The following is a 23,046-nucleotide window of genomic DNA, read 5'->3' on the forward strand; positions in this document are numbered from 1 at the left end:
TTCACGTCGCCCGAGCCCTCGACGTCGGAGGGGAGCGAGGAGCCGCCCTGGAACTCGTGGAAGATCACCTGGTAGGGCTTGCCCATCACGGCGGCCAGCACGTTCAGGCGGCCGCGATGCGGCATGCCGACGATGATGTCCTTCACGCCCAGCGCGCCGCCGCGCTTGATGATCTGCTCCAGCGCCGGGACCAGGCTTTCGCCGCCGTCCAGGCCGAAGCGCTTGGTGCCGGGGAAGCGCCGATGCAGGAACTTCTCGAAGCCCTCGGTCTCGATCAGCTTCTTCAGGATGGCGACCTTGCCCTCCTTGGTGAAGACGATCTCCTTGTCGCGGCCCTCGATGCGGGCCTGCAGCCAGCCCTTCTCCTTGGGGTCGGAGATGTGCATGTACTGCACGCCGACGTTGCCGCAGTAGGTGCGCCGCACGATCTCCAGGATCTCGCGGATGGTCGCCGTCTCCAGCCCCAGCACGAAATCCAGGAAGATCGGCCGGTCGAAGTCGGCCTCCGAGAAGCCGTAGGTCGCCGGATCCAGTTCCGAGGCGTCGCCGGGCGTGGTGGCGATGCCCAGCGGATCGAGGTTGGCCTTCAGGTGGCCGCGCATCCGGTAGGCGCGGATCATCATGATGGCGCGCAGGGAATCGAGCGTCGCGGCGCGCACCGCGTCGGTGTCGGGGGCGGCGGCGCGCTCGGCGATCTTGGCGCCGACCTTGGCTTCCACCGCGGGCCACAGGCCGTCGATGGCCGAGAGCCAGTCGGGGCGGACGGCCGGCGGCGCGGCCTTGGTCCAGGCCGGCTCTTGCGCGCCGCGCTTCACGTCGGCGGCGCTGTCGTGCAGCGAGGCGAAGAAGGCGCGCCACGACGGCTCGACCCCGTTCGGGTCGGCCGACCATTTCGCATAGAGGTCTTCCACGAAGGCCGCGTTGCCGCCGTAGAGGAAGGAGGTCTCCGCCAAGACCTCGTTGATCAGACCCGCGTCGTCCGCCATCTCGTCCGCTTCCCTGAGCCGGGACCGCGGAGCCTCTCGAAGGAAGGAGCCGAGCGCGGACCGCTCAAAACGCTAAGTTTTCGACGCCTCAGGCGCCTTTCAGGACCTCGAGCAGGGTTTCGCCCAGTTTCGCCGGCGAGGGAGAGACACGAATGCCCGCGGCCTCCATCGCAGCGATCTTGTCCTCCGCCCCGCCCTTGCCGCCGGAGATGATGGCGCCGGCATGACCCATGCGCCGTCCGGGCGGCGCCGTGCGGCCCGCAATGAAGCCGACCATAGGCTTCTTGGTTGGTGAATTCTTGATGAATTCCGCGGCGTCTTCCTCGCCGGAACCGCCGATCTCGCCGATCATGATGATCGACTCCGTCGCCGGGTCCTTCAGGAACTGGTCGAGCATGGCGATGAATTCGGTGCCCTTCACGGGGTCGCCGCCGATGCCCACGGCCGTCGTCTGGCCGAGGCCCACCTGAGTGGTCTGGAACACGGCTTCATAGGTAAGCGTGCCGGAGCGCGAGACAACGCCCACCGAGCCCTTCTTGAAGATGTTCCCGGGCATGATGCCGATCTTGCACTCGCCGGGGGTCAGCACGCCGGGGCAATTGGGCCCGATCAGCCGGGACTTCGATCCGTCCAGCGCGCGCTTCACGCGCACCATGTCCGACACCGGGATGCCTTCGGTGATGCAGATGATCAGCGGGATCTCCGCGTCGATGGCTTCCAGGATCGAGTCGGCGGCGAACGGCGGCGGGACATAGATCGCCGAGGCGTCGACGCGCTCGTTGCGGGTCAGCTCGGCCACCGTGTTGAACACCGGCAAGTCCAGGTGGGTCGTCCCGCCTTTGCCGGGCGTCACCCCGCCGACCATGTTGGTGCCGTAGGCGATGGCCTGCTGGGAGTGGAAGGTGCCCTGCGCCCCGGTGAAGCCCTGGCAGATGACGCGGGTGTCTTTGGTGATCAGGATCGACATTCAGCGGGCGCTCACAGGGAAGGGACGGCGTAGGCGAGCAGGCTGAGGGTGGGCCCCTCCTGCACGAAGGCGAAGCGGAGGCGGCCTGACTGGACCATCGCCTTGGCGGAGGCGACGTCGCCCGGGGTGGTGATGGGTTTGTGGACGCCGCCCTCGTCGAGATAGACGTAGCCGGTCTGGCCACCCTTGCTCATCAGCGGGTTCGGGGGCATGGCCGCGAAACCGGCCAGGGCGGTCGAGGCCTCGTTCGGCGTCGCCGGGGCGCTGGTGGTCGCGAGCGCGCAGAAGTGGACGGCCAGCGACAGGCCGGCGACCGGGATGGTCTTCACCCCCACCAGCATGAAGTCGAAGCCCCCAGCATTGGACCGCATCCGCCCGTCGGCGTTTTCGACGCCCGCGGCGCCGCTCAACTGCTGCATCATGGCCGCCGGGATCGGCGTCCAGCCGGCCGCGGTGGCGGCGGACAGGCCGGCGGCGGCGTCCGCGTCGGTCTTCAGGCAGAACCCCTGGTAGGCGTCGAACAGCGGCGCGGCCTGGGCGCCCGCGCCCAGCGCGCTCAACGCCAGAGCCAGAAGGCCCGCTTTCAGCATCAGGCCGCGCCCCGCACGGCCTTGACGATCTTCTCGGCCCCGTCCGAGAGGTCGTTGGCGGCGATGACGTTCAGGCCGCTCTCATTGATGATCTTCTTGCCGAGCTCGGCGTTGGTGCCTTCCAGCCGCACCACCAGCGGCACCTTCAGCCCCACCTGCTTGACCGCGGCGACCACGCCTTGGGCCAGGATATCGCAGCGGGCGATGCCGCCGAAGATGTTGACCAGGATGCCCTTCACGTTGGGGTCGGCGATGATGATCTTGAAGGCCGCGGTCACCTTGGCCTCGTCGGCGCCGCCGCCCACGTCCAGGAAGTTGGCGGGCTCGGCGCCATAGAGCTTGATGATGTCCATGGTCGCCATGGCCAGGCCCGCGCCGTTGACCATGCAGCCGATCTCGCCGTCGAGGGCGATGTAGGAGAGGTCGAACTTGCTGGCCTCGATCTCCTTGGGGTCTTCCTCGCTCTCGTCGCGCAGCGCCTTCAGATCCGGGTGGCGGAACAGGGCGTTGTCGTCGAAGGAGACCTTGGCGTCGAGCACCCTCAGCTGGTCGTCCGCAGTGACGATCAGCGGGTTGATCTCCAGCAGGCTCATGTCCTTGTCCACGAAGGCCGCGTAGAGCTGGCCCAGCAGCTTGCCGGCCTGCTTGGCAAGGTCGCCGGAGAGGCCGAGCGCCGCGGCCAGCTTCAGGCCGTGGAAGCTGCGCACGCCGGTCACCGGGTCGATGCCGAACGCAGCGATCTTCTCCGGCGTGTTGTGGGCCACCTCCTCGATGCTCATGCCGCCTTCGGTGGAGGCGACGACCGACACGCGGCTGGTCTCGCGGTCGACCAGCAGGGAGAGGTAGAATTCCTTGGCGATCTGCGCGCCTTCTTCGATGTAGAGGCGGTTGACCTGCTTGCCCTTGGGCCCGGTCTGTTCGGTGACCAGCACACGGCCCAGCATCTCACTGGCCGAGGCCTTCACCTCGTCGATCGACTTCAGCACGCGGACCCCGCCCTTGGCGTCGGGGCCAAGGCCCTCGAAGCGGCCCTTGCCGCGCCCCCCGGCGTGGATCTGCGACTTCACCACGAAGACCGGACCCCCCAGCTTCTTGGCGGCCTCGACGGCTTCGTCGACGGTAAAGGCCGGGTAGCCCTTGGGGACCGCCGCGCCGAACTCGGCGAGGACGGCTTTGGCTTGGTGCTCGTGGATGTTCATGAGGCTCGCGGACGACGCGGTTGGGATGGGGTCCCCGCCGTCTCGGCGAGTGCGCGGGGTTATAGGCGCCGCTCCCTGGGAAGACAACCGCAGGGCGGCCGTAAAACCCCGTTCTCCGGTATAGCTTCTAACCTGCCCCTTCGAAGGCGGCGCTGGCGCGGCGTTCCAGCTTGCCCCAGCTGACCCGCGCGCCGTGCAGGGCCGCGTCGATCGACTTCACGACGACATAGTACATCAGCTGGCGGTAGCCGAAGCGCTGCACCGGCATCCAGACCAGGTCGCCCCAGGGCGCGCGGCGTTCCAGCGCCATGCCCAGCGCCCCGGCCGACAGGTCCAGGAAGATGAAGGCGGCCCAGTAGGAGAGCGGGCGGACCAGGTCGTCCGGCGACCACTCCGTGGCGTGGTTCATGAAGCCGTAGACCGCCGAGATCAGGCTCCAGATCACCGCCATGTCGATCAGCGGCGCCACCGCGGTCAGGATGATCTGGAACAGCCAGATCTGCGGCAGCGCGATGAAGCCCAGCACCGGATGCTTCGGGCTGAACAAGGCCGCGCGGTGCTTGTAGATGCACTGCAGGGTGCCGAACGACCAGCGGAAGCGCTGCTTCAGCAGGCCGCCGACGGTTTCCGGCGCCTCGGTGTAGGCGCGCGCCTCGGGGTCGAACTCCACGCGCCAGCCGGCCCGCTGGATGGCGATGGTCAGGTCCTGGTCCTCGGCGAGCGTGTCGTCCGGATAGCCGCCCAGCTCCTCAAGCGCCGCCCTGCGCCAGGCGCCCACGGCGCCGGGCACCACGGTCACCGCGCCCAGGGCCGCCAGCGCCCGGCGCTCCAGGTTCTGGGCGGTGACATATTCCAGCGCCTGCCAGCGGGTGATCAGGTTGCGGCGGTTGCCCACCAGGGCGTTGCCCGCCACCGCGCCCACCCGCGGGTCGACGAACCAGCGGGCCAGCCTGGCCAGGGTGTCGGACGGGAACAGGGTGTCGGCGTCTAGCGCCACGATCACCTCGCCGTGCGCCTTGGCGAAGCCGCGGTTCAGCGCGCGCGCCTTGCCGCCGTTCTCGAAGCTCATCAGCGTCACGCGCGGTTCGTCGGCGAAGGCCTTGCGCACCACCTCGGCGGTGTGGTCGGACGAGCCGTCGTCCAGCACCAGCACCTCCAGCTTGCTCCAGTTCGACGCCAGGATCCGGCGCACCGAACTTTCGATCACCTTCTCCTCGTTGAAGCAGGGGATCAGCACGCTGATCAGCGGCCCGGTCGCCGGGTCCAGCATCGGCGGGGTCCGCCGAGTGATGGTGAAGCGGTGGACGAGCGCCAGCACGCCCAGCAGCAGCAACCGGCCCACGCCCAGCACGATGGCGGTGATGAACAGGGTCGACAGCGCCACATTGACTCCGTGGAAGAAGCCGAAGCCGATCCGGTCGAGCAGCAGCTCGAAGGAATTGCGGCTGGTGGGCGGCATGGCCTCCTGTGGCGTCATGCCGGCCAGATCGGCGATGGTCACCAGCTTGTAGCCATGGGCGCGCAGCGCATCGATCAGGCCGGGCAGGGCCTTCACGGTCCAGCTGCGGTCGCCGCCTGAGTCGTGCAGCAGGATCACCTGGCCCGGACGGTCGCCCGGGTGGGCCAGCCGGTCGAGCGCGGTGTTGACGATGCGGGCCGGCGTCGAGGCGTCCGGGCTTCGCCAGTCGTCCGGATCGATGCGCAGGCCGACCGTCAGGTAGCCCTGCATCTGGCCCAGCATCACGCGGCTGACTTCCAGGGGCGTGTCCGGCTCGGCGTCGCCGAAGAACGGCGGGCGGAACAGGCGCATGGAGCGGCCGGTGATGGTCTCGAACAGCCGTTGCGTCGCCGACAGCTCCACCGAGGTCTGGGCGGCCGGGATGAAGGCGATGTCCGGGTGGGTCCAGGTGTGGTTGCCCACGTCGTGGCCCTCGGCCACCTCGCGCGCCACCAGCCCCGGCTTGGCGGCCATGTTCTTGCCGATGACGAAGAAGGTCGCCGGCGCGTGCTTTTCCTTCAGGATGTCGAGGATCTTCGGCGTCCAGCGCCCGTCCGGCCCGTCGTCGAAGGTGATCGCCACCCAGCCCGGATGGAAGCCGTAGCGCTGGACCACATAGGAGGTGGGCATCACCTCGTAGTTCTCGCCGCTGATCAGGCCGGTGTCGGAATCGATCTCCAGCGAGCGGCGGCCGGGCGTCGGGATCGAGGAGACGTGCAGCACCTCGCCGTTGCCGTCGAACTCCACCCCGACGCCGGGCTTGAGGTTCTCCAGTCCGTCCGGCTTGCCCTGGCCGTACTGGTGGCGCAGCACCTGGTAGTCGAGCTGGTCCTCGCCGCCCATCCGCCACAGGGCGTAGCCCAGCGGCCGGAAGCCGTCGGCCACGTGGATCTGGTTGAACAGGGTGGCCGCGTCCAGGAACCAGACCACGTGCTTGCGGCCCTGGTCGTCCTGGTAGCCGAAGGTCGGGTTGAGGGAGTTCTCCTCCATCTCCACCTGGGCCTCGGCGTCGTGGGCCGTCTGGGTGGCGTCGGCGAACAGGATGGCGCAGGCCGGATAGCAGTTCTTGTCGGCGATCGCCTTGTTCTTCGGGTCCGGCAGGGTCCAGTTGTAGCCGACGTTGTCGAGGGCGATGATGGTCTTGGCCGGGTCCAGCTGCTCCATGCGCTTGGCCAGGTTGGTCTCGAACCAGTCCTGCGCCGCCACCGGCCCCGGCTCGCCGCCGCCCCAGTGCTGGTCGTAGGCCATCAGCACCACCGCGTCGGCGGCGTCCTGCAGCGCCTTGTAGGGGAAGTCGTCGTCGGCGAAGTAGGTGGTCACCCAGACGTCGCGGCCGATCGGTTTCAGGGCCGCGCGGGCCTCGGCGATGAAGCTGGGATAGGCGCGCAGGCCGGCCGGCGACATGGCCTCCAGGTCGAAGACGTAGCCCGCGTAGCCGCGCTTCTGGGCCTGGGCCACCAGGTTGGCGATCAGGGACGTCCGGGCCTGCGGGTTGAGCAGGAAGGCGTCGGCCATCGGGCCGTCCCAGGCGCCGTTCACCGGCTTGTTGAAGATGCCCGGCAGGATCGACGGCGGATGCTTGGCCGCCGCGATGATCGCGCGCGCCTGCGGGTCGGAGGTGATGGTGATCGTCCCGTCGGCCTTGGCGAGCGAGATCCACTGCGGCGAGACCACGTCGAGCTCGTTGACGTGTTCGGTCAGCGACTGGCGCGAGCTTTCGTCCCAGGAGACGTAGAAGCCCACCGCCAAAGGCCGCCCCGGCCCGCTGGACGCCGCGCCGGCGCGCGGGTGCGGGATCTTGTTCCACTGGGCCCGGCCACGCAGCTTGTGCGCCGTCTCCTGGTGCAGGGCCTCAAGCGCGCGCGGGTCCTTCAGGCTGACGGTCGGCAGGCGCGGCGCGAACGCCAGGGTGGCGAAGAACCCCGCCACCAGGAGGGCGATGAACGAGGCGATCAGGCCGCCGGCGAAGCGCACCCTGCGGGCCCGGCGCCCGGTCGGATCGTGGAAGACGAGATCGGCCATGCCGGTCGGGCGCTAAGCCTTGGTGAATCAGCGGATTCTTATGCCTCGACGCGATGGCGGAAGCTAGGCGGCGTTCCCGAAGCCCGCGACTTCCTCTATCTGCGGCGTGGCATGGCGCGCACGAAAACCCCGAGCTGGGAGCCCTATGACAGCTGGCGCGGCTGGCTGCGGGGCCTGGTCATCGCGCTCGCGGCCTCGGGTTTCCTCTCCATGGCCGGCGCCTTCGGCTCGACCCGCGGCGCCCCGCTCGTCCGCTTCGCCTATTGGTTGGGGCTGATGCTGGGCGGCTGGCTGTGGGGGACCTTCGTCTCGCGCGCCTTCTTCGCGCGGCCGGGCGCGGCGACGCCGGCGATCTGGCTGCGCGCGGCCCTCGCCTCCCTGGCCATCGCCCTGCCCTATTCCGCCCTCGTGGGGCTGGTCACCCACCAGGTGTTCCACGCGAGTTTCACGACGCCAGCGGACTTTGCCGAGCTGGTGGGGTCGGTGCTGGCGGTGACGCTGGTGATGGTGGCGCTTAACACCCTGGTGGAGCGCCAGGCGGCCAGCTTCACCCAGGCCGCGGCGGCCGGCGCGGCGCCGGCCAAGTTCCTGGCCCGCCTGCCGCCCAAGCTGCGCGGCGCCGACCTCTGGGCGGTCGAGGCGGAGGACCATTATCTGCGCCTGCACACCGCCGCCGGCCAGGACCTGATCCTGATGCGCCTCTCCGACGCCATCGCCGAGCTGCAGGGCATCGAGGGCGCCCAGGTCCACCGGTCGTGGTGGGTGGCCAGGGCGGCGATCGCCGAGGCCGTCCGCGGCGACGGGCGCGCGACGCTGACGCTGCAGGACGGCGCCGAGGTCCCGGTGAGCCGCACCCACGCGCGCCGCTTGCGCGAGCTGGGCTGGATCTAGTGTGGCGATTCCGAAATTCGCCTGCGCTTGATGGGCGCTCCGAGCGAATTTCGGAATCTTTGCGCCACACTAGGAATCTTAGAATCTTCTAGTGTGCTTCTTTGATTTGAAGTTCGCTCGGAGGTCGATCCAGAAGCCGGCGAACTTCAAATCCAGCACACTAGCCGAACCGCTTGCGGTTCTGCGCCCACTCGGCCCGGGTCTGGCTCCAGCACTCGGCCGGCAGGTGGTCGAAGGGCGCGGGCATCTTCGCCAGGCCCTTCAGGGTCGAGCCCAGCTTTTTCGCCACGGCCTGGGAGGCGGCGTTCGCAGGATCGATGGTGTGGATCGCCTCGGCCCAGCCCAGGGTGTCGAACACATAGTCCATGCAGGCGACCGCGCCCTCGGTGGCGTAGCCCTTGCCCCAGGTCTCGCGGGCCAGCGCCCAGCCGACCTCGGTCCCCGGCCAGCCGTCCGGCTGCCACGGCCCCGTCCGGCCGATCCAGCGGCCGCTAGACTTCTCCAAGACGGAGAACATCGAGAAGCCGCGCACGGTCCAGGCGCCGACGATCGAACAGAAGCCGCGCCAGGCCACGGCCCGCACCTGGGCGCCGCCGATATAGCGCATCACCTCTTCCTCGGCGGCCCAGGCGGCGTAGACGTCGAAGTCTTCCGCAACCGGGGCGCGAAGGATGAGACGATCGGTCTCAAGAATTGGCGCTGGCGCAAATGTCATATTTCGGGCTCAATGTGGCTGGGAGAGAGCGGATGCAAGGGGTCGGACCTTAGCCGTGGGCGCGGCGGGACGGCCAGAGCATCTTCGTCGAGGGATCCGCGTAGGGGCTGGATCTCTGATGACACCTGACCACCAAGACCTCGACCTTCGTCTCGGGCCGCCGCAGGACGGCGCCGCTTCGCCCGCTTCGGAACCGGCTGGCGCCGGCTTGCCGCCGCGACGCCGGACCCTGGGGCCGCGAACGATCCTGTTCGCCGGCGTAGCCGGAGCCTGCGTCCTGGGCGCGGGCCTGGGCCTGTGGGCGCGGCCGGCCATGACCGAACGGCGGGTGGCCGTGGCCGCGCCTGAGGCGGCGGAGCCGCCGGTCGATCCCTCCGCGCGCCACCTCAGGATCGTCGTCAACGACGGGCCGGCCGCCGCGGTCGGCGCCCCCATCGAGACCCTGCGCGCGGCGCCCAAGCCGCTGTTCGCCACCCTGCGGCCCCGGCAGGACGGCCAGGCGGTGATGGGTCAGGTCCCGGAACTGACCCGGCTGGAGCCCAAGCCCCTGCCGACGCTGCCGATGCCGCATCTCGCGGCGCCGCGTTTCCAGGCGCCGCATATCGAGGGGCCGAAGTTGCCGGACCTGGCGCCCCTGATGGTGGCGGCCCTGGCCGCGCCCGGCCACTGGCTGGAAAAGCTGAAGCCCGCCGAGCGCCACCCGGTGGAAACCGCGGCGGCGGCGCCAAGGCCGCAGGAAGCCTCCCGCACGGACCGTCGGATCCAGCTCGCCCAGGCTCAGGTTCAGGCTCAGGTTCAGGCTCAGGTTCAGGCTCAGGCCCGGGCCGCCCAGGTCCAGGCCGCGCAGGACGCGGCGCGGGACAGCGCCCGCAAGGCCGCTCAACAGGCCGCCGCCGCGCGCGCCGAGGATCGCCGCGTGGAGCTGGCGCAGATCGCCAAGGCCCAACTCGCCAAGGCCCAACTCGCGAAAGCCCAGATCGCCCAGGCCAAGGCCGAGAAGGTCCGGCTGGAACAGGCCCGGTCGGAACAGGCCCGCTTGGAGCAGGCCAAGACCCAGGCGAAGGCCGACAAGGCCGAGAAGCTCAGGCTGGCCAAGGAAGAGAAGGCCGAGGCCCAGAAGCTGGCCCTGGCGGAAGCCAAGGGCCGGGCGGAAGCCCGCGCCGAGACCAAGGCCATGGTGCTGGCCGAAGCCCGCGACGAGGCGAAGAAGCGCCAGCGGCTGGAGGCCCTGGTCCATGCGGTCCAGAAGGTGCTGCCGCACGGCCACGTGACGCTGGTCGAGACCGCCCAAGGCGACCGCAAGCGCGCCCTTCGCAGCCACGGCCGCGATCCGGAGGTGGAACGCACCTCGCTGAAGGCGCGCAAGGCGCCGCATGTGGTCGAGCCGGCGTCGCGCAGTCATCCGGTCCAGCTGGCGCCCGCCGCCCCGTCCGGCCTGGTGAAGGTCTCCGCGCCGCGTTGCGCCTCGCACGATCCGGGCGCGGCCCTGGTCTGCGCCGACCCCTCGCTCAGCGCCGCCGATCGCCAGATGACCCGCGCCTACCAGGGCGCGCGGGCCGCGGGCGTGCCGGAGGGCCAGTTGCAGGCGCAACAGCAGCGCTGGTTGAGCGCCCGCTCGGCCGCGGCGCGCGAGGCGCCCTGGGCGCTGCGCGACGTCTATCTGGCGCGGATCGCCGAGCTGAACAGCCTGGCGCGCGATGCGCACGGCGACGGCTACTGAGGCCGACGCCGCCATTGCAACTGCAGAGTCGCCCCGCGGGTTAGGCCCCTCGGGACGCTGCAGGATGATATCGCGCCATGACCACCGACCGCGCCGGAACGCCCCCTCAGGCGCCCTGGAGTAAGCTGACCTACCAGGGCTTCGCCGCTCCGGGCGCCGCGCCCGACCCGCGCCCGCCGCGCGGCGCCATGGCGGCCCGGGCGCTGCCGCGCGCCGCCATCGTCGGCGGCGGCCTGGCGGCGGCGCTCGCCCTGGGCCTGCTGGGCGGCCTCTGGGCCAAACCCGATCTCGGCCACCCGACACCCGCCGCGCCGATGCGCGCCGTCACCCCACCGGCGGACCCCACCGCGGCCGGCCCGACCCTGGCCATCGAGGTTGGCAAGCCTGCGCCTGCGGTCAGCGGCGAGACCCATCCGGCCGGCAAGCTGGCGGTGCTGGCGCCGGGCATGGCTCAGGCCGCGCAGGCGCCCGTCCCCGCCTCACCGCCGTCCTCACAGCCCGCCGCGCCGCCCAGGCTGGCCGTGGCCGATCCGCTTCCCGCGCCCGCGCCCGCGCCGACGCCGACGCCGCGGGTGTCGCCGCCGCTTCCACTGCAGCCGCCGCCGCTTGCCGCCCCGCCGCCCAGGCCGATCGCCCTGCAACGCCCAATCCCGGCGGGACCCTGCGCGAACGCCGCCAGCCGCGCCGCCCAGATGGTCTGCGCCGACCCCGACCTGGCGGCGGCCGACCGCGAGATGGCCCGCGCCTACCGCCGGGCCCTGCGCAGCGGCGCGCCGCCCGAACTGCTGCGGCGCGACCAGCGCGATTGGCTGGCCGCCCGCGAGGAGGCGGCGCGACGCTCGCCGCGCGCGGTGGCGGAGCTCTACGATCAGCGGATCGACGACCTGAACGCCGCGGCCGAGGACGACGGCCCCGGCGATCCCGACGGGCTTTAGGCCAGCAGATCCTTCACAGTGTCGCGCTCGCCCACCAGTTCGTCGTTGGTGATGGCGATCTTCGACTTGGCGAAATCGTCCATTTCGTAATTGGTCAGGACCTCGTGGCCGTTGGCCGTGGTCCGAACCGGCATGCCGGCCCAGATGCCCTGGGCGAAGCCATAGCGGCCCTGGCTCTCGACGGCCACCGAGTGGACGGTCCCCGGCGTGGTCAGGTCGCGCACGTGGTCGACCAGGGCGTTGGCGGCCGAGGCGGCCGAGGAGAGGCCGCGCGCGTCGATGATCGCCGCGCCGCGCTTGCCGACGGTGGGCAGGAAGTCGGTCTTCAGCCAGGCCTCGTCGCCGATCACCTCGGCGGCCGGCTTGCCGTTGATCTTGGCGTGGGTGAAGTCGGCGAACATCGTCGGGCTGTGGTTGCCGTAGATGAAGGTCTCGCTGACCGCGTCGATGGAGACGCCGGCCTTCTTGGCCAGCTGGGCGCGGGCGCGGTTTTCGTCCAGGCGCACCATGGCGGTGAAACGGTCCTTGGGCAGGCGCCTGGCCTGATGGGCGGCGATCATCACATTGGTGTTGCAGGGGTTGCCCACCACGGCCACGCGGCAGTCGTCGGCGGCCACCTTGTCGATCGACTGGCCCTGGGCGATGAAGATCTTGCCGTTGTCCTTCAACAGGTCGGCGCGCTCCATGCCCGGTCCGCGCGGCTTGGAGCCGACCAGGAGGGCCCAGTTCACGTCCTTGAAGGCGACGTCCGCCTCGCCGGTCAGCACCATGTCGTGCACCAGCGGGAAGGCGCAGTCGTCGATCTCCATGGCCACGCCCTTCAGCGCCTTCTGCGGGCCTTCCACCGGGATTTCCAGCAGTTGCAGGATCAGCGGCTGGTCGGGGCCGAACATCTGGCCGGACGCGATGCGGAACAGCAGCGCGTAGCCGATATTGCCCGCGGCGCCGGTGACCGCCACGCGAAGGGGTTTCTTGGCCATGTGTCTGCTCCTGCCTGCTGCTTGGGCGGCTCGTAGACCACCGGCGCGGGCGGGGCAATGCCGCGCCGCAACAGGGGTCGGAAACAGCCCTGAATTAGGGTGGCGGCGGCGGCTTCGCCATGGTCCCCTCGCAGATGATGTTCGAAATCGACGCCGCCTTCGTCGCCACCTCCCACGCCCTGGGCGAACTGGCGCTCAGCCACGCGCGCCTGCAGGCCGACGCCCGCTTCGCGTGGATCGTGCTGATCCCCCGGGTGGCTGGCGCCGCGGAACTGGAGGACCTCGCGGCCGGCGAGCGCGACGTGCTGATGGACGAGGTGCTGCAGGCCGGCGTGGCCGCGCGCGCCGTGGCCGAGGCCCTGGGCCAGCCGGCGTCCAAGCTCAACGTCGGCCAGCTCGGCAACATCACCGCCCAGCTGCACGTCCACGTCATCGCCCGGCGGCCACAGGACGTAGCCTGGCCCGCGCCGGTCTGGGGGTTCGGGACCGCCGAGCCCTATGCGCCGCAGGCGCTGGAGACGGCCTTGGCCGCCGCGCGCCGGGTGCTGGGGCTTTAGGCTAGGGGCTGGTCCGCTTCAGGCTGACGTCGAAGACGTCCGCGCCGCGCGTCATGCGGCCGATCCAGCGGCCGTCGACCGTCTCGTGCAGGGTGACGTTGGCGGTCTTGAACGGGGCCTCGTCGAACCGCAGGATAAGCGTGCCGCCGGAGCGCTGGATGTCGTCCACCAGCCCGGAAGCCTCCAGCGAGCCCGGACGGCGCACGTCGCGCCAGACCGCTTCCAGCCGATCGCGGCGGTCGACGATCTGCAGGGCGATCTCGCAGCCCGGCGACGACAGGGTCCAGCCGCCGTCGAGCGGGCCCTGGAACCCCTGGGCCGCGGCGAACGAGCCACGGATGCGATCGTCGTAGGTGAGCGCACGGGCGTCCGGCGGCGCATCGGGCGTCAGGCCCGTTTCATCGATGCTGATCGGCGCGTCGCGCTTCGAGCGCGGGCCCGGCGCGAAGGGGATCGCGGGTCCGCTCGCGCGCGACGGCGGGATCAGGTCGAGGTCCGGTTCGGCCGCGCCCTTCGCCTGGCCGGCGGTGTCAGGCTCATCCTCGTCGCGGGATTCCGGCGCATTGGGATTGAGCAGGCTGGCGATCGGGTCGCGCGGCCTTGCGGCCGGGCTTGGCGGAGCCTGGGCCGCGGGCGATGGCGACGGCGGTTGGGCCGCCGCGGCCGACGCGGCGGCGGCGAGGATCATGAGCGGCAGGACGGCGATCCGCATCGGCCTTGGCTACCCGGTCTCGAGCCCTTCGATGGCCTGCGCCACCGCGATCAGGCGGCGCGCCTCGGCCAGGTGGAGGCGCTCGACCATGCGCCCCTCCACCTTCAGGACTCCTTTCCCGGAATTCTCCGCCGAATCAAAGGCTGCGACAACTGTGCGCGCCCATGTCACGGCCTGCGGCTCCGGCGCGAAGGCGCGGTTGGCGATCTCCAGGTGCGTCGGATGGATCAGGCTCTTGCCGTCGAAGCCCAGGTCGGCGCCCTGCGCGCACTCGGCCGCCAGGCCATCGAGATCGGGGATATCGTTGTAGACCCCGTCCAGGATCGCCAGGCCATGGGCGCGGGCGGCCAGCACGGCCAGCGACAGCGCCGGCTTGAGCGGTCCGCGGTCAGGCCCCAGCCGGCAGCGCATCTCCTTCACCAGGTCGTTGGTCCCGATCACCCAGCAGGCGACGCCCTGATCCGCGGAGGCCGCGCCCAGGGCGTCGAGGGCGAAGACCGCGCGGGCGGTCTCGATCATCGCCCACAGCGGGACCTTGGGCCCCAAGGCCGCGCGGCAGGCGGCGAGGTCGCCCGGCGCCGTCATCTTGGGAACCAGGACCGCGTCGGACGCGGCTTCGGCGGCGGCGGCCAGGTCCTCGCGCCCCCAGGGCGTGTCCAGGCCGTTGGCGCGGATCACCAGCTCGCGCGGGCCGAAGCCGCCCAGCCGCACCGCCTCGCAGGCCAGCGCCCGCGCCGCGGTCTTGGCCTCCGGCGCGACGGAGTCCTCAAGGTCCAGGATCACCACGTCGCAGGGCAGGGTGCGCGCCTTCTCGATGGCGCGCGCGTTGGAGCCCGGCAGGTAGAGGGCGCTGCGGCGCGGCCTGGCGCCGGCCTTGGAGGCGGCGGAATCGGTCATCGGACGTCCCCTTGGCGCGCCAATCGCGCATGGCAATGCCCGGGTTTTAGCGGTTAGGCTGGGTGCATGACCACACGCTACGAGCCCGGCGCGAAGAACGTTCTCGGCGGCGAGCTCCAGCCGTGTTCGCTGGAGCCGGTCACCGGCTTCTTCCGCAACGGCTGCTGCGAGACCAGCTTCGAGGACACCGGCATGCACACGGTGTGCGCGGTGATGACGGCGGAGTTCCTGGCCTTCAGCCGCGCCGCCGGCAACGACCTGTCGACGCCGATGCCGGAAGCGCACTTCCCCGGCCTGCAGCCCGGCGACCGCTGGTGCCTGTGCGCGCCGCGCTGGAAGGAGGCGCTGGACGCCGGCGCCGCGCCGCAGCTGGTGCTGGAAGCCACCCATGAGGAGACCCTGGCCATCGTGCCCCTGGGCGTGCTGAAGGACCACGCCGTGGACGCGTAGCGTCAGGCCAGCGGATATTCCGCCTCCAGGCGGTGGTGCGCCTGCTCGGACCCCAGGAAGCTCGAATAGAGGCCGAAGCTTCCCACCGCGATCGGCGGGGATTTCAGCAGGTTGTTGGCCTGGATCCAGGCGCCCAGCTCCCCAGGGTCCGGTCGCTTCAGGTAGGCCAGGGTGACGTGCGGCCGCCAGGTCCGGGTGTCGGGTTTCAGCCCGGCGCGGCGCGCCGCGCCCTCGCAGGCCTTCGCCAGATGGGCCAGCGGCGGGCTGGGCGACACGCCGGCCCAGACCACATGGGCCTCCGGCCCCTCCCCGAACGCGCCGACGCCCGCCAGGGCGATCTCGAAGGGCCGAGCGCGCAGGGCCACCAGCTCGGCGTCGAGGTCGCGGGCCACGTCCTCGCGCAGGTCGCCGAAGAAACGCAGCGTCAGGTGCAGGGTCTGCGGCGGGCTCCAGCGCGCCGCCTCGATCCCCCGCTGGCGGTGGGCGAGCGCCTGGCCGATCGCCTCAGGCATCGGCACGGCGGCGAAAAGCCGGATCATGCCGCGCGGACTTAGCGCAAAGCCGCCCGGCGCGCCAATCCAAGCTGGACCAGGAAGGCCTTGCTTCCGCCTCACAGGGCTCCGATATTTCCCTTGCGTCCAATTGGGGACGTTCAAAAGGGATTCTGCTCACATGAGCGACTTCAACCGCGACTACGCGCGCACGGTCGCGACCGACCGCGCCGACATGTCGGTTGACGCGGGTCTCCGCAGCTTCATGCTCGGCGTCTACAACAAGATGGCCCTGGGCCTGGTGCTCTCGGCCGGCCTGGCTTGGCTCACCAGCCAGTACCCGCCCGTCCGGGACCTGATGTTCCAGGTCGACGGCGGCCGGATCGGCTATTCGCCGCTCGGCATGGCCATCGCCTTCGCGCCGCTGGCGGTGCTGCTGTTCGGCGCCTTCGCCATGCGCAACGCCACGCCGCGTTCCTCCGGCATCATCTACTGGCTCGTCGTCGGGCTGATCGGCGCGGGCCTGGGCGTCCTGGGCCTCGTCTATACGGGGACCTCGATCGCCACGACCTTCCTGATCACCGCCACCTCGTTCGGGGCGCTCTCGCTGGTGGGCTACACCACCAAGCGCGACCTGACCGGGTTCGGCAGCTTCCTGATCATGGGCCTGTGGGGCCTGATCATCGCCTCGGTAGTGAACCTGTTCATGCACTCCTCGATGATCGCCCTGATGGTCAGCGTGCTGGGCGTGTTCATCTTCGCGGGCCTGACCGCCTACGACACCCAGAAGCTGAAGATGCAATACTACCAGCTGGGCGGCGACCAGGCCGCCCTGGGCGTGGCCACCAACTATGGCGCGCTGAATCTCTACCTCGACTTCATCAACCTGTTCGTGCTGCTGCTGCGGCTGACGGGTAGCCGCCGCTAAGCGGGCCGGCGAAGTCCACACGAGGCAAGGCCCCGGCGGGAAACCTCCGGGGCCTTCTTCTTACCTCCCGCGCGCCGCGGGAAAGGAAGATCAGTCCACGACCTTGAAGCGGCCCTTGTCGAAGTAGCGGAGCACCTGCTCCAGCTCATGGCCGCGGCGCAGGATCATGCCGCCCTGGCCGACCACCGCCCAGGCGCCCTGTTTGCGGGCCAGGGCCGGCTGCTTCTCGATGCGGTAGAGCGGGGCCTCGGAGGCGCGCCGGTAGACCGAGAACACCGCCGATTCGGAGAGGCCATCGATGGCGTAGTCGCGCCATTCGCCGGCGGCGACCATCCGGCCATAGAGGGAAAGCAGGCGATTCAGCTCGCGCCGTTCGAAGAAGACGGTCGGCTGCCGCGGCGACGCGTAGGACGTGTCGAAGGCCATTGCCCGGAGCCTAGACCGGAATCGCCGCGTCGGGCCAGGGGGTGGGCCAAATGGGCGCGGATCGCGTGATCGCCCCCGCCGCGAAATGACCTTATTTGCGACCCGCGAGCGCCCGATGCGGTCTCCATCTTCGGAGTGTCGGTTGGTCGGGAGACGGCGATCCCGGATCCTGAACAGCCCCCCCAGCCCCCTGGGATTGGCGATCTCGGCCAGCCGACACTTACATCTCCTCCCAGTCAGGACCCTCGCGGGCGCTCTCCAGCCGCGGGGGTCTTTACGTTTGGGGGGCCCGAATCAGTTCGGGGTCAGAATCAGCTTGGGGATCAGGCCTTCGGCGCCTTGGCCTGGGCCGCGCCGATGATTCGCCCGCCATGGCCGGCCTGGATCAGCACCACGGTCCTCAGCCCGTCCTCGCCGGCGGCCGGCAGCTTGTAGGCCTTGGCCGCGCCCTTCCAGACGCCCAGCTTGTCCAGCTCCCGCACCACGTTCTTCTGGACGATGGTCTGGCCCTTGTTGTCGCCGCTCTTGACGGCCACGTCTTGCTCGCGCGGATCGTAGCGGACCAGCCAGACCTCGCCGCCGCCCTTGGGCGCCGCGCCTGCGCCGATCCGGACCCGCCCGGACCCGGCGAAGCGGATCTGCGGTTCGGCCTTGCGCCGGGCCTTGGCCGCCGTGGCCACCAGCTGGTCGACCCGCGCCGCCTTGGTCCCGGCCGCCTGCACGGCCCCGTCCACCACCACCTGGGGCGTATAGGGCTCGCGCAGGGCGAGCCTGGCCACATAGGCCTTCTGGCGGTCGGTGAACTCGGGCTTGGCGAAGGTGTCGGCCCAGCCGAGATAGTCCCAGTAGTCCACCGGGAAGGTCAGCGCGAGCACCCCCGGCTTGTCGGCCAGGGTGGCCACGTGGGCGTTGGCCGCCACGCAGGAGGCGCAGCCCTGCGCCGTGTAGAGCTCGAGCACCACGGGGGGCTTGGCCGCCGCCGTCCCCGCCAGGAGCGAGACCGGCGAGGCGAGCAGGACCAGGCTGAAAAGCGCCGCTTTCCGCATCGCCTCCGGGCTTAAAGGCGCATCCCGGCCCTGTAAATTACAACAAGGCGTGAGTGGCGGGCGGCCCAGCTCTGCTTTAGGGCCGCCCGGCACCGATCACTCTGCGGCCAGGGCCGTCGGCTTGGCCAGGTTGCGCAGCACGTAGTTCAGCACGCCGCCGTTCTTGAAGTACTCGAGCTCGGTCGGCGTATCGATGCGGCAGCGCACCGGGAAGCGGGCGATGCGGCCGTCGGACGGACGGTACATCTCGATGGTCAGCTGGCGGCGCGGCGACAGGTCCGTCAGGCCACGGATGGTGACGATCTCCTCGCCGGTCAGGCCCAGCTTGTGCCAGCCTTCCTGCAGGAACTGCAGCGGCAGCACGCCCATGCCCACCAGGTTCGAGCGGTGGATGCGCTCGAAGCTCTCGGCCACCACGGCGCGGACGCCCAGCAGCTTGGTGCCCTTGGCCGCCCAGTCGCGCGAGGAGCCGGTGCCGTATTCCTTGCCCGCGAACACCACCAGCGGGCGGCCCTCGGTCTGGTAGCGCATGGCCGCGTCGTAGATCGCCATCACGTCCTGCGAGGGGAAGTGCTTGGTCATCCCGCCCTCGATCTCCGGCGTGATGCGGTTGCGGATGCGGATGTTGGCGAAGGTGCCGCGCATCATCACCTCGTGGTTGCCGCGGCGCGCGCCGTAGGAGTTGAACTCCGTGGTCGGCACCTGGTGGTCGCGCAGGTAGACGCCGGCCGGCGAGGTGGCCTTGATCGAACCGGCCGGGGAGATGTGGTCGGTGGTGATCGAATCGCCGAACACCGCCAGGATCCGCGCCTCGACGATGTCGTTGACCGGCTTGGGGTCCATCGACATGTCGGTGAAGTAGGGCGGGTTCTGGACGTAGGTCGAGCCCATGTCCCAGCCGTAGGTCTGGCCGCCCTCGACCTTGATCGCCTGCCACGACTTGTCGCCCTTGAAGACGTCGGCGTAGCGGGTGGCGAACATCTTGTTGGTGACGTGCTTGCGCTGCAGGTCGGCCACTTCCTTCGAGGTCGGCCAGATATCCTTCAGGTAGACCGGCTTGCCGTCCTTGCCCTCGCCCAGCGGCTCGTTGGCGAGGTCGACCTGCATCGAGCCGGCCAGCGCATAGGCCACCACCAGCGGCGGCGAGGCCAGGTAGTTGGCGCGCACGTCGGGGTTCACGCGGCCTTCGAAGTTGCGGTTGCCCGACAGCACCGAGACCGCCACCAGGTCGCCCTTCTGCACCGCCTCGGAGATCGGCTCTGGCAGCGGGCCGGAGTTGCCGATGCAGGTGGTGCAGCCGTAGCCGACCAGGTTGAAGCCCAGGGCGTCCAGGCTCTTATCGAGCTTGGCGGCCTTCAGATAGTCGGTGACCACCTGCGACCCGGGGGCGAGCGAGGTCTTCACCCAGGGCTTCACCTTCAGGCCCTTCTCGACGGCCTTCTTGGCCACCAGGCCCGCGGCGATCAGCACGCTGGGGTTGGAGGTGTTGGTGCAGGAGGTGATGGCGGCGATCACCACGTCGCCGTGGCCCACGTCGAACTTCTCGCCCTCGACCTTGGTGCGGGCGCTCATGTCGTCCGCCTTGCCGAAGTCGCCGGCCAGCGCGGCCTTGAACTCCACCGCGGCGCCCGACAGCAGCACCCGGTCCTGCGGCCGCTTCGGCCCGGCCAGCGACGGGAGCACGGTCGAGAGATCCAGCTCCAGGGTGTCGGTGAACACCGGCTCGGCGTCGCCTGGCGTGTGCCAGATGCCCTGTTCCTTGGCGTAGGCTTCCACCAGGGCGACGCGCTTGGGATCGCGCCCGGTGGCGGTCAGGTAGTCGATGGTCGCCTGGGTGACCGGGAAGAAGCCGCAGGTGGCGCCATATTCCGGAGCCATGTTGGCGATGGTCGCCTGGTCCTCGATGGTCAGGTTGGCCAGCGCCGGGCCGTAGAATTCCACGAACTTACCGACCACGCCCTTCTTGCGCAGCATCTGGGTGACGGTCAGCACCAGGTCGGTCGCCGTCGCGCCCTCGGGCATGGCGCCGTCCAGGCGGAAGCCGATCACCTCGGGGATCAGCATCGGGATCGGCTGGCCCAGCATGGCGGCTTCGGCCTCGATGCCGCCGACGCCCCAACCCAGCACCGACAGGCCGTTGACCATGGTGGTGTGGCTGTCGGTGCCCACCACGGTGTCCGGATAGGCCACCGGATCGCCGCCGTCCTCGTTCACCCAGACGGTTTGTGCGAGGTACTCCAGGTTCACCTGGTGACAAATCCCGGTGCCGGGCGGCACCACGCGGAAGTTGTTGAAGGCCGAGGATCCCCAGCGCAGGAAGCGGTAACGCTCCATGTTGCGCTCGTATTCCCGGTCGACGTTCTCGCCGAACGCCTTGGCGGTGCCGAAGTAGTCGACCATCACCGAGTGGTCGATCACTAGGTCCACCGGGTTCAGCGGGTTGATCTTCTCCGGATTGGCCTCGAGCTTGGTCATGGCGTCGCGCATGGCGGCCAGGTCGACCACCGCCGGAACCCCGGTGAAGTCCTGCATCAGCACGCGGGCCGGGCGGAAGCTGATCTCGTGCTCGACGGCGCCCCTGTTCTCCAGCCACGCGGCGATCGCCTGCAGGTCGTCGCGGCCGACCGAATCGCCGTCTTCGTTGCGCAGCAGGTTCTCGAGCAGCACCTTCATGGAGATCGGCAGGCGCGAGACGCCGGAAAGTCCAGCTTCCTCGGCGGCGCGAAGGCTGTAGTAAGCATAGGTCTTGTCGCCCACCGTGAGATCGCGGCGGGTTTTCAGGCTGTCGACTGACGCCATTTGGGGAGATCCTCTCTCTGTTCCCGGCCGCATCACGCCACGTCAGGAGTTTTCGCGCTTCGAGGAGCGGACACACAGCGTCCGGTCCCGCGCGGCGAGGTCCCTCCCGGGCGACGGCGGCCGGCCGCTTCTTAAGCCTAAGAGTGTTACGCGTCCATGTGCGCTCACGGTCGAGCTTGGCCGCGGCATGATCGGCGCGCTGGAACTCCGCCAGGTGGGCCTGAGCCGGGGCGGGCGCAGGCTGTTCGCCGGGCTGTCGCTCAGGCTTTCGGCCGGCGAGGCCTGCACGCTCACCGGCGCCAACGGGGCGGGCAAGACCAGCCTGCTACGCGCGGTGGCCGGGCTGGTGGCCACAGACGCGGGCGAGATCGACTTCGGCGGCGCGGACCCGGCGGAGGCGCGGGCCGACGGCCTGCACCTGGCCGGGCACCATGACGGGCTGAAACCGGCGCGCACGGCGCGCGAGGAGCTGTCCTTCTGGAGCGCCTGGAGCGGCGGGACCGCCGACAGCGCGCGGGCCGCCGCCGAAGCGCTGGAGCTGGGGCGGCTGCTGGACCTGGAGGTGCGCCGCCTGTCCGCCGGCCAGCGGCGCCGGCTGGCCCTGGCCCGCCTGCTGGCGGCGCCGCGGCCGCTCTGGCTGCTGGACGAGCCCCTGAGCCCGCTGGACGCGGCCTGGCGCGCGCGGTTCGGCGAGATGATGCAGACGCACCTGGCGGGCGGCGGCCTGATCCTGGCGGCGGTTCACGACCCGCTGCCGATCAAGGCGAAGGCGCTGGAGATCGTGGCGTGAGCCCTCCTACGCCAAGGCTTCAGAGGGCCTGCGCCAATCCTTCGAAGCTCCTGAAAGGAGCGAAGTAGGATGAGCCGGCTCTCCGCCCTGCTCGCCCGCGAGACGGCGCTGGCCTGGGGCCGCGGCGGCGGGCCGCTGGTCACCGTCGGCTTCTATGCGGGCGTCGCGACCCTGCTGCCGCTGGCCATCGGTCCGGAGCCGGCCAGGCTGGCCGCCATCGCGCCTGGCGCGGCCTGGGTGGCGCTCGCGCTCGCCTCGCTGCTGTCGCTCGACCGGCTGTTCGAGCGCGACTACGAGGACGGCGCCCTGGACCACCTGCTACTGTCGCCGACGCCGCTGGAGCTGACCTGCGCGGTCAAGTGCTTCAGCCAGTGGCTGGCCACCGGCGCGCCCCTGGCGCTGGCCGCCCCGCTCGCCGCCATCGGCCTGGGCGCGCCGCTCGCCCTGACCCCGTTGATCCTGGCCTGCGCCCTGGTCGGCGGCCTGGCCTTCGCCTTCACCGGCGGGATCGGCGCGGCGCTCAGCCTGGGCGCGCGGCGCGGCGGCCTGCTGACCGCGGTGATCGTCCTGCCGCTGTTCGTGCCGCCGGTGATTTTCGGCGGCGGGGCGCTGGCGAGCTTCCTGACCGGCCTGCCCTGGACCGGCGGCCTCGTCCTGCTCTGCGCCTATGCCGCGGCCTTCGTGGCGCTCGGGCCGATCGCCATGGCGGCGGCTTGCCGCAACGCGCTCTCCTGAGGGAGGCTCTCCTGAGCCGGGGCTGGCCTGAGCCCGCTCGACCTTCGCTAAACCCTCGCCGACATTACGAAAGCTTCACTTCACATGGCGCCGTTTCGCCAAGTTTCATGGCGACGGTGAAGCTCAGTCGAACTCTTGGGGAACGAAGCAGATGACGCGTCCACTGATGGGTTACCTCGCCGGGGCGGCGTTCGTCCTGTCCACCGTCGGGGCCGCGGCGGCCTATGCGCAGGCCAGCGGCTCGGCCAGCGCCCAGCTCGCCCAGAGCCAGGCGACGGCGGACAGCCACGCCAGCGCGTCCGTGCAGATGGACCACGGCGACCGTGACGCCGAGCGGGTCCAGCGCGACAAAGAACGCACGGCCGATCGGCTCGAGCGCCAGCAGGAGCGGGTCAAGGAACAGCATGAGCGGATCGAGCGCGTGGAGATGCGCCACGGCGAGGACGCCGCCCAGCACCTGCGCACCATGCTGCAGCTGAAGCCCGGCCAGGAGGCCGCGCTCCAGGCCTACATGGCCGCGATGCACCCGGCCCATCACGGCGAGCAAATCGTCGAGATGTCGAGCCACGGCGAGGCCAGGACCACGACCCAGAAGCTGGCCGACATGGAAAAGCGCCTGGTCGACCAGAACGCCCAGGCCAAGGCCCGCATCGACGCCACGCGCAGGTTCTACGACCAGCTCGACTCCTCGCAGAAGAAGGTGTTCGACGAG

General features: G+C 70.4%; 22 protein-coding genes. 9 read left to right on the plus strand and 13 right to left on the minus strand.

What is annotated here, in order from left to right; all coding sequences use genetic code 11:
• The 5 genes from VGL85_RS06340 to VGL85_RS06360 form a co-directional block, all read right to left on the minus strand.
• Window positions 1-986 (minus strand): 2-oxoglutarate dehydrogenase E1 subunit family protein (locus VGL85_RS06340; protein WP_414695189.1); only part of this gene is annotated, 986 nt, incomplete at its 3' end.
• 88 nt (window positions 987-1,074) lie between these two features.
• On the minus strand, window positions 1,075-1,953 hold the full coding sequence (gene sucD, locus VGL85_RS06345; RefSeq protein WP_331587165.1) for a succinate--CoA ligase subunit alpha: 879 nt from the start codon (window positions 1,951-1,953) through the stop codon (window positions 1,075-1,077).
• An 11-nt stretch (window positions 1,954-1,964) separates the two neighbouring features.
• Window positions 1,965-2,543: a hypothetical protein gene (locus VGL85_RS06350; protein WP_331587167.1), complete on the minus strand. Its 579-nt coding sequence runs from the start codon at window positions 2,541-2,543 to the stop codon at window positions 1,965-1,967.
• Entirely contained in the window at window positions 2,543-3,742 is a 1,200-nt protein-coding gene (gene sucC / locus VGL85_RS06355; protein ID WP_331587169.1) for an ADP-forming succinate--CoA ligase subunit beta, read from the minus strand. Before sucC ends, VGL85_RS06350 begins: the two co-directional genes overlap by 1 nt.
• A 127-nt stretch (window positions 3,743-3,869) precedes the next feature.
• On the minus strand, window positions 3,870-7,262 hold the full coding sequence (locus tag VGL85_RS06360; RefSeq protein WP_331587171.1) for a glycosyltransferase: 3,393 nt from the start codon (window positions 7,260-7,262) through the stop codon (window positions 3,870-3,872).
• Between the two features lie 111 nt (window positions 7,263-7,373).
• Between VGL85_RS06360 and VGL85_RS06365 the strand changes: the two genes are divergently transcribed.
• The gene (locus VGL85_RS06365; protein ID WP_331587174.1) at window positions 7,374-8,153 is read left to right on the plus strand and encodes a LytTR family DNA-binding domain-containing protein; all 780 of its coding nucleotides are present in this window, start codon (window positions 7,374-7,376) and stop codon (window positions 8,151-8,153) included.
• A 160-nt stretch (window positions 8,154-8,313) separates the two neighbouring features.
• Here VGL85_RS06365 and VGL85_RS06370 read toward each other — a convergent pair whose 3' ends face one another.
• Window positions 8,314-8,868 carry a GNAT family N-acetyltransferase gene (locus VGL85_RS06370; RefSeq protein ID WP_331587177.1) on the minus strand — a complete coding sequence of 185 codons (555 nt, stop codon included), beginning with the start codon at window positions 8,866-8,868 and terminating at the stop codon, window positions 8,314-8,316.
• A 118-nt stretch (window positions 8,869-8,986) separates the two neighbouring features.
• Between VGL85_RS06370 and VGL85_RS06375 the strand changes: the two genes are divergently transcribed.
• Both VGL85_RS06375 and VGL85_RS06380 read left to right on the plus strand, forming a co-directional pair.
• Window positions 8,987-10,588, plus strand: a complete 1,602-nt coding sequence (locus VGL85_RS06375; RefSeq protein ID WP_331587179.1) for a hypothetical protein — start codon at window positions 8,987-8,989, stop codon at window positions 10,586-10,588.
• 77 nt (window positions 10,589-10,665) lie between these two features.
• A complete protein-coding gene (locus VGL85_RS06380) occupies window positions 10,666-11,523 on the plus strand; it encodes a lysozyme inhibitor LprI family protein (protein WP_331587181.1) in 858 nt (285 codons plus the stop codon).
• On the opposite strand, the gene VGL85_RS06385 is transcribed toward VGL85_RS06380, so the two are convergent.
• Entirely contained in the window at window positions 11,520-12,503 is a 984-nt protein-coding gene (locus VGL85_RS06385) for a malate dehydrogenase (RefSeq protein WP_331587183.1), read from the minus strand. The two genes, VGL85_RS06380 and VGL85_RS06385, sit on opposite strands and share 4 nt — an antisense overlap.
• A 119-nt stretch (window positions 12,504-12,622) precedes the next feature.
• Here VGL85_RS06385 and VGL85_RS06390 point away from each other — a divergent pair, with 119 nt between their 5' ends.
• On the plus strand, window positions 12,623-13,060 hold the full coding sequence (locus VGL85_RS06390; RefSeq protein WP_331587184.1) for an HIT domain-containing protein: 438 nt from the start codon (window positions 12,623-12,625) through the stop codon (window positions 13,058-13,060).
• Between the two features lies 1 nt (window position 13,061).
• Here the strand turns inward: VGL85_RS06390 and VGL85_RS06395 are convergent, their stop codons facing one another.
• A complete protein-coding gene (locus tag VGL85_RS06395; RefSeq protein WP_331587186.1) occupies window positions 13,062-13,772 on the minus strand; it encodes a hypothetical protein in 711 nt (236 codons plus the stop codon).
• A gap of 9 nt (window positions 13,773-13,781) precedes the next feature.
• The gene (locus tag VGL85_RS06400; protein ID WP_331587188.1) at window positions 13,782-14,669 is read right to left on the minus strand and encodes a CoA ester lyase; all 888 of its coding nucleotides are present in this window, start codon (window positions 14,667-14,669) and stop codon (window positions 13,782-13,784) included.
• 66 nt (window positions 14,670-14,735) lie between these two features.
• Here VGL85_RS06400 and VGL85_RS06405 point away from each other — a divergent pair, with 66 nt between their 5' ends.
• Window positions 14,736-15,119, plus strand: a complete 384-nt coding sequence (locus tag VGL85_RS06405; RefSeq protein WP_331587190.1) for a DUF2237 domain-containing protein — start codon at window positions 14,736-14,738, stop codon at window positions 15,117-15,119.
• Window positions 15,120-15,121: 2 nt separating this feature from the next.
• Here VGL85_RS06405 and thpR read toward each other — a convergent pair whose 3' ends face one another.
• Window positions 15,122-15,658 carry an RNA 2',3'-cyclic phosphodiesterase gene (thpR, locus tag VGL85_RS06410; protein WP_331587192.1) on the minus strand — a complete coding sequence of 179 codons (537 nt, stop codon included), beginning with the start codon at window positions 15,656-15,658 and terminating at the stop codon, window positions 15,122-15,124.
• 133 nt (window positions 15,659-15,791) lie between these two features.
• Here thpR and VGL85_RS06415 point away from each other — a divergent pair, with 133 nt between their 5' ends.
• The gene (locus tag VGL85_RS06415; protein WP_331587195.1) at window positions 15,792-16,538 is read left to right on the plus strand and encodes a Bax inhibitor-1/YccA family protein; all 747 of its coding nucleotides are present in this window, start codon (window positions 15,792-15,794) and stop codon (window positions 16,536-16,538) included.
• Window positions 16,539-16,628: 90 nt separating this feature from the next.
• Here VGL85_RS06415 and VGL85_RS06420 read toward each other — a convergent pair whose 3' ends face one another.
• From VGL85_RS06420 to acnA, 3 genes are all read right to left on the minus strand, one after another.
• Window positions 16,629-16,964: a DUF2794 domain-containing protein gene (locus VGL85_RS06420; RefSeq protein WP_331587197.1), complete on the minus strand. Its 336-nt coding sequence runs from the start codon at window positions 16,962-16,964 to the stop codon at window positions 16,629-16,631.
• Between the two features lie 323 nt (window positions 16,965-17,287).
• Window positions 17,288-18,010, minus strand: coding sequence for a DUF1223 domain-containing protein (locus tag VGL85_RS06425; RefSeq protein ID WP_331587199.1), 723 nt, complete (start codon window positions 18,008-18,010; stop codon window positions 17,288-17,290).
• 96 nt (window positions 18,011-18,106) lie between these two features.
• Window positions 18,107-20,809, minus strand: a complete 2,703-nt coding sequence (gene acnA / locus VGL85_RS06430) for an aconitate hydratase AcnA (protein WP_331587201.1) — start codon at window positions 20,807-20,809, stop codon at window positions 18,107-18,109.
• A 187-nt stretch (window positions 20,810-20,996) separates the two neighbouring features.
• Here acnA and ccmA point away from each other — a divergent pair, with 187 nt between their 5' ends.
• The 3 genes from ccmA to VGL85_RS06445 all read left to right on the plus strand — a co-directional run.
• Window positions 20,997-21,599, plus strand: coding sequence for a heme ABC exporter ATP-binding protein CcmA (gene ccmA, locus VGL85_RS06435; RefSeq protein ID WP_331587203.1), 603 nt, complete (start codon window positions 20,997-20,999; stop codon window positions 21,597-21,599).
• A gap of 69 nt (window positions 21,600-21,668) precedes the next feature.
• The gene (ccmB, locus tag VGL85_RS06440; RefSeq protein ID WP_331587205.1) at window positions 21,669-22,334 is read left to right on the plus strand and encodes a heme exporter protein CcmB; all 666 of its coding nucleotides are present in this window, start codon (window positions 21,669-21,671) and stop codon (window positions 22,332-22,334) included.
• 151 nt (window positions 22,335-22,485) lie between these two features.
• The coding region (locus VGL85_RS06445) for a Spy/CpxP family protein refolding chaperone (protein WP_331587207.1) at window positions 22,486-23,046 on the plus strand (561 nt) is incomplete at its 3' end.

The sequence above is a fragment of the Phenylobacterium sp. genome (assembly GCF_036501465.1).
Lineage (GTDB): Bacteria > Pseudomonadota > Alphaproteobacteria > Caulobacterales > Caulobacteraceae > Phenylobacterium.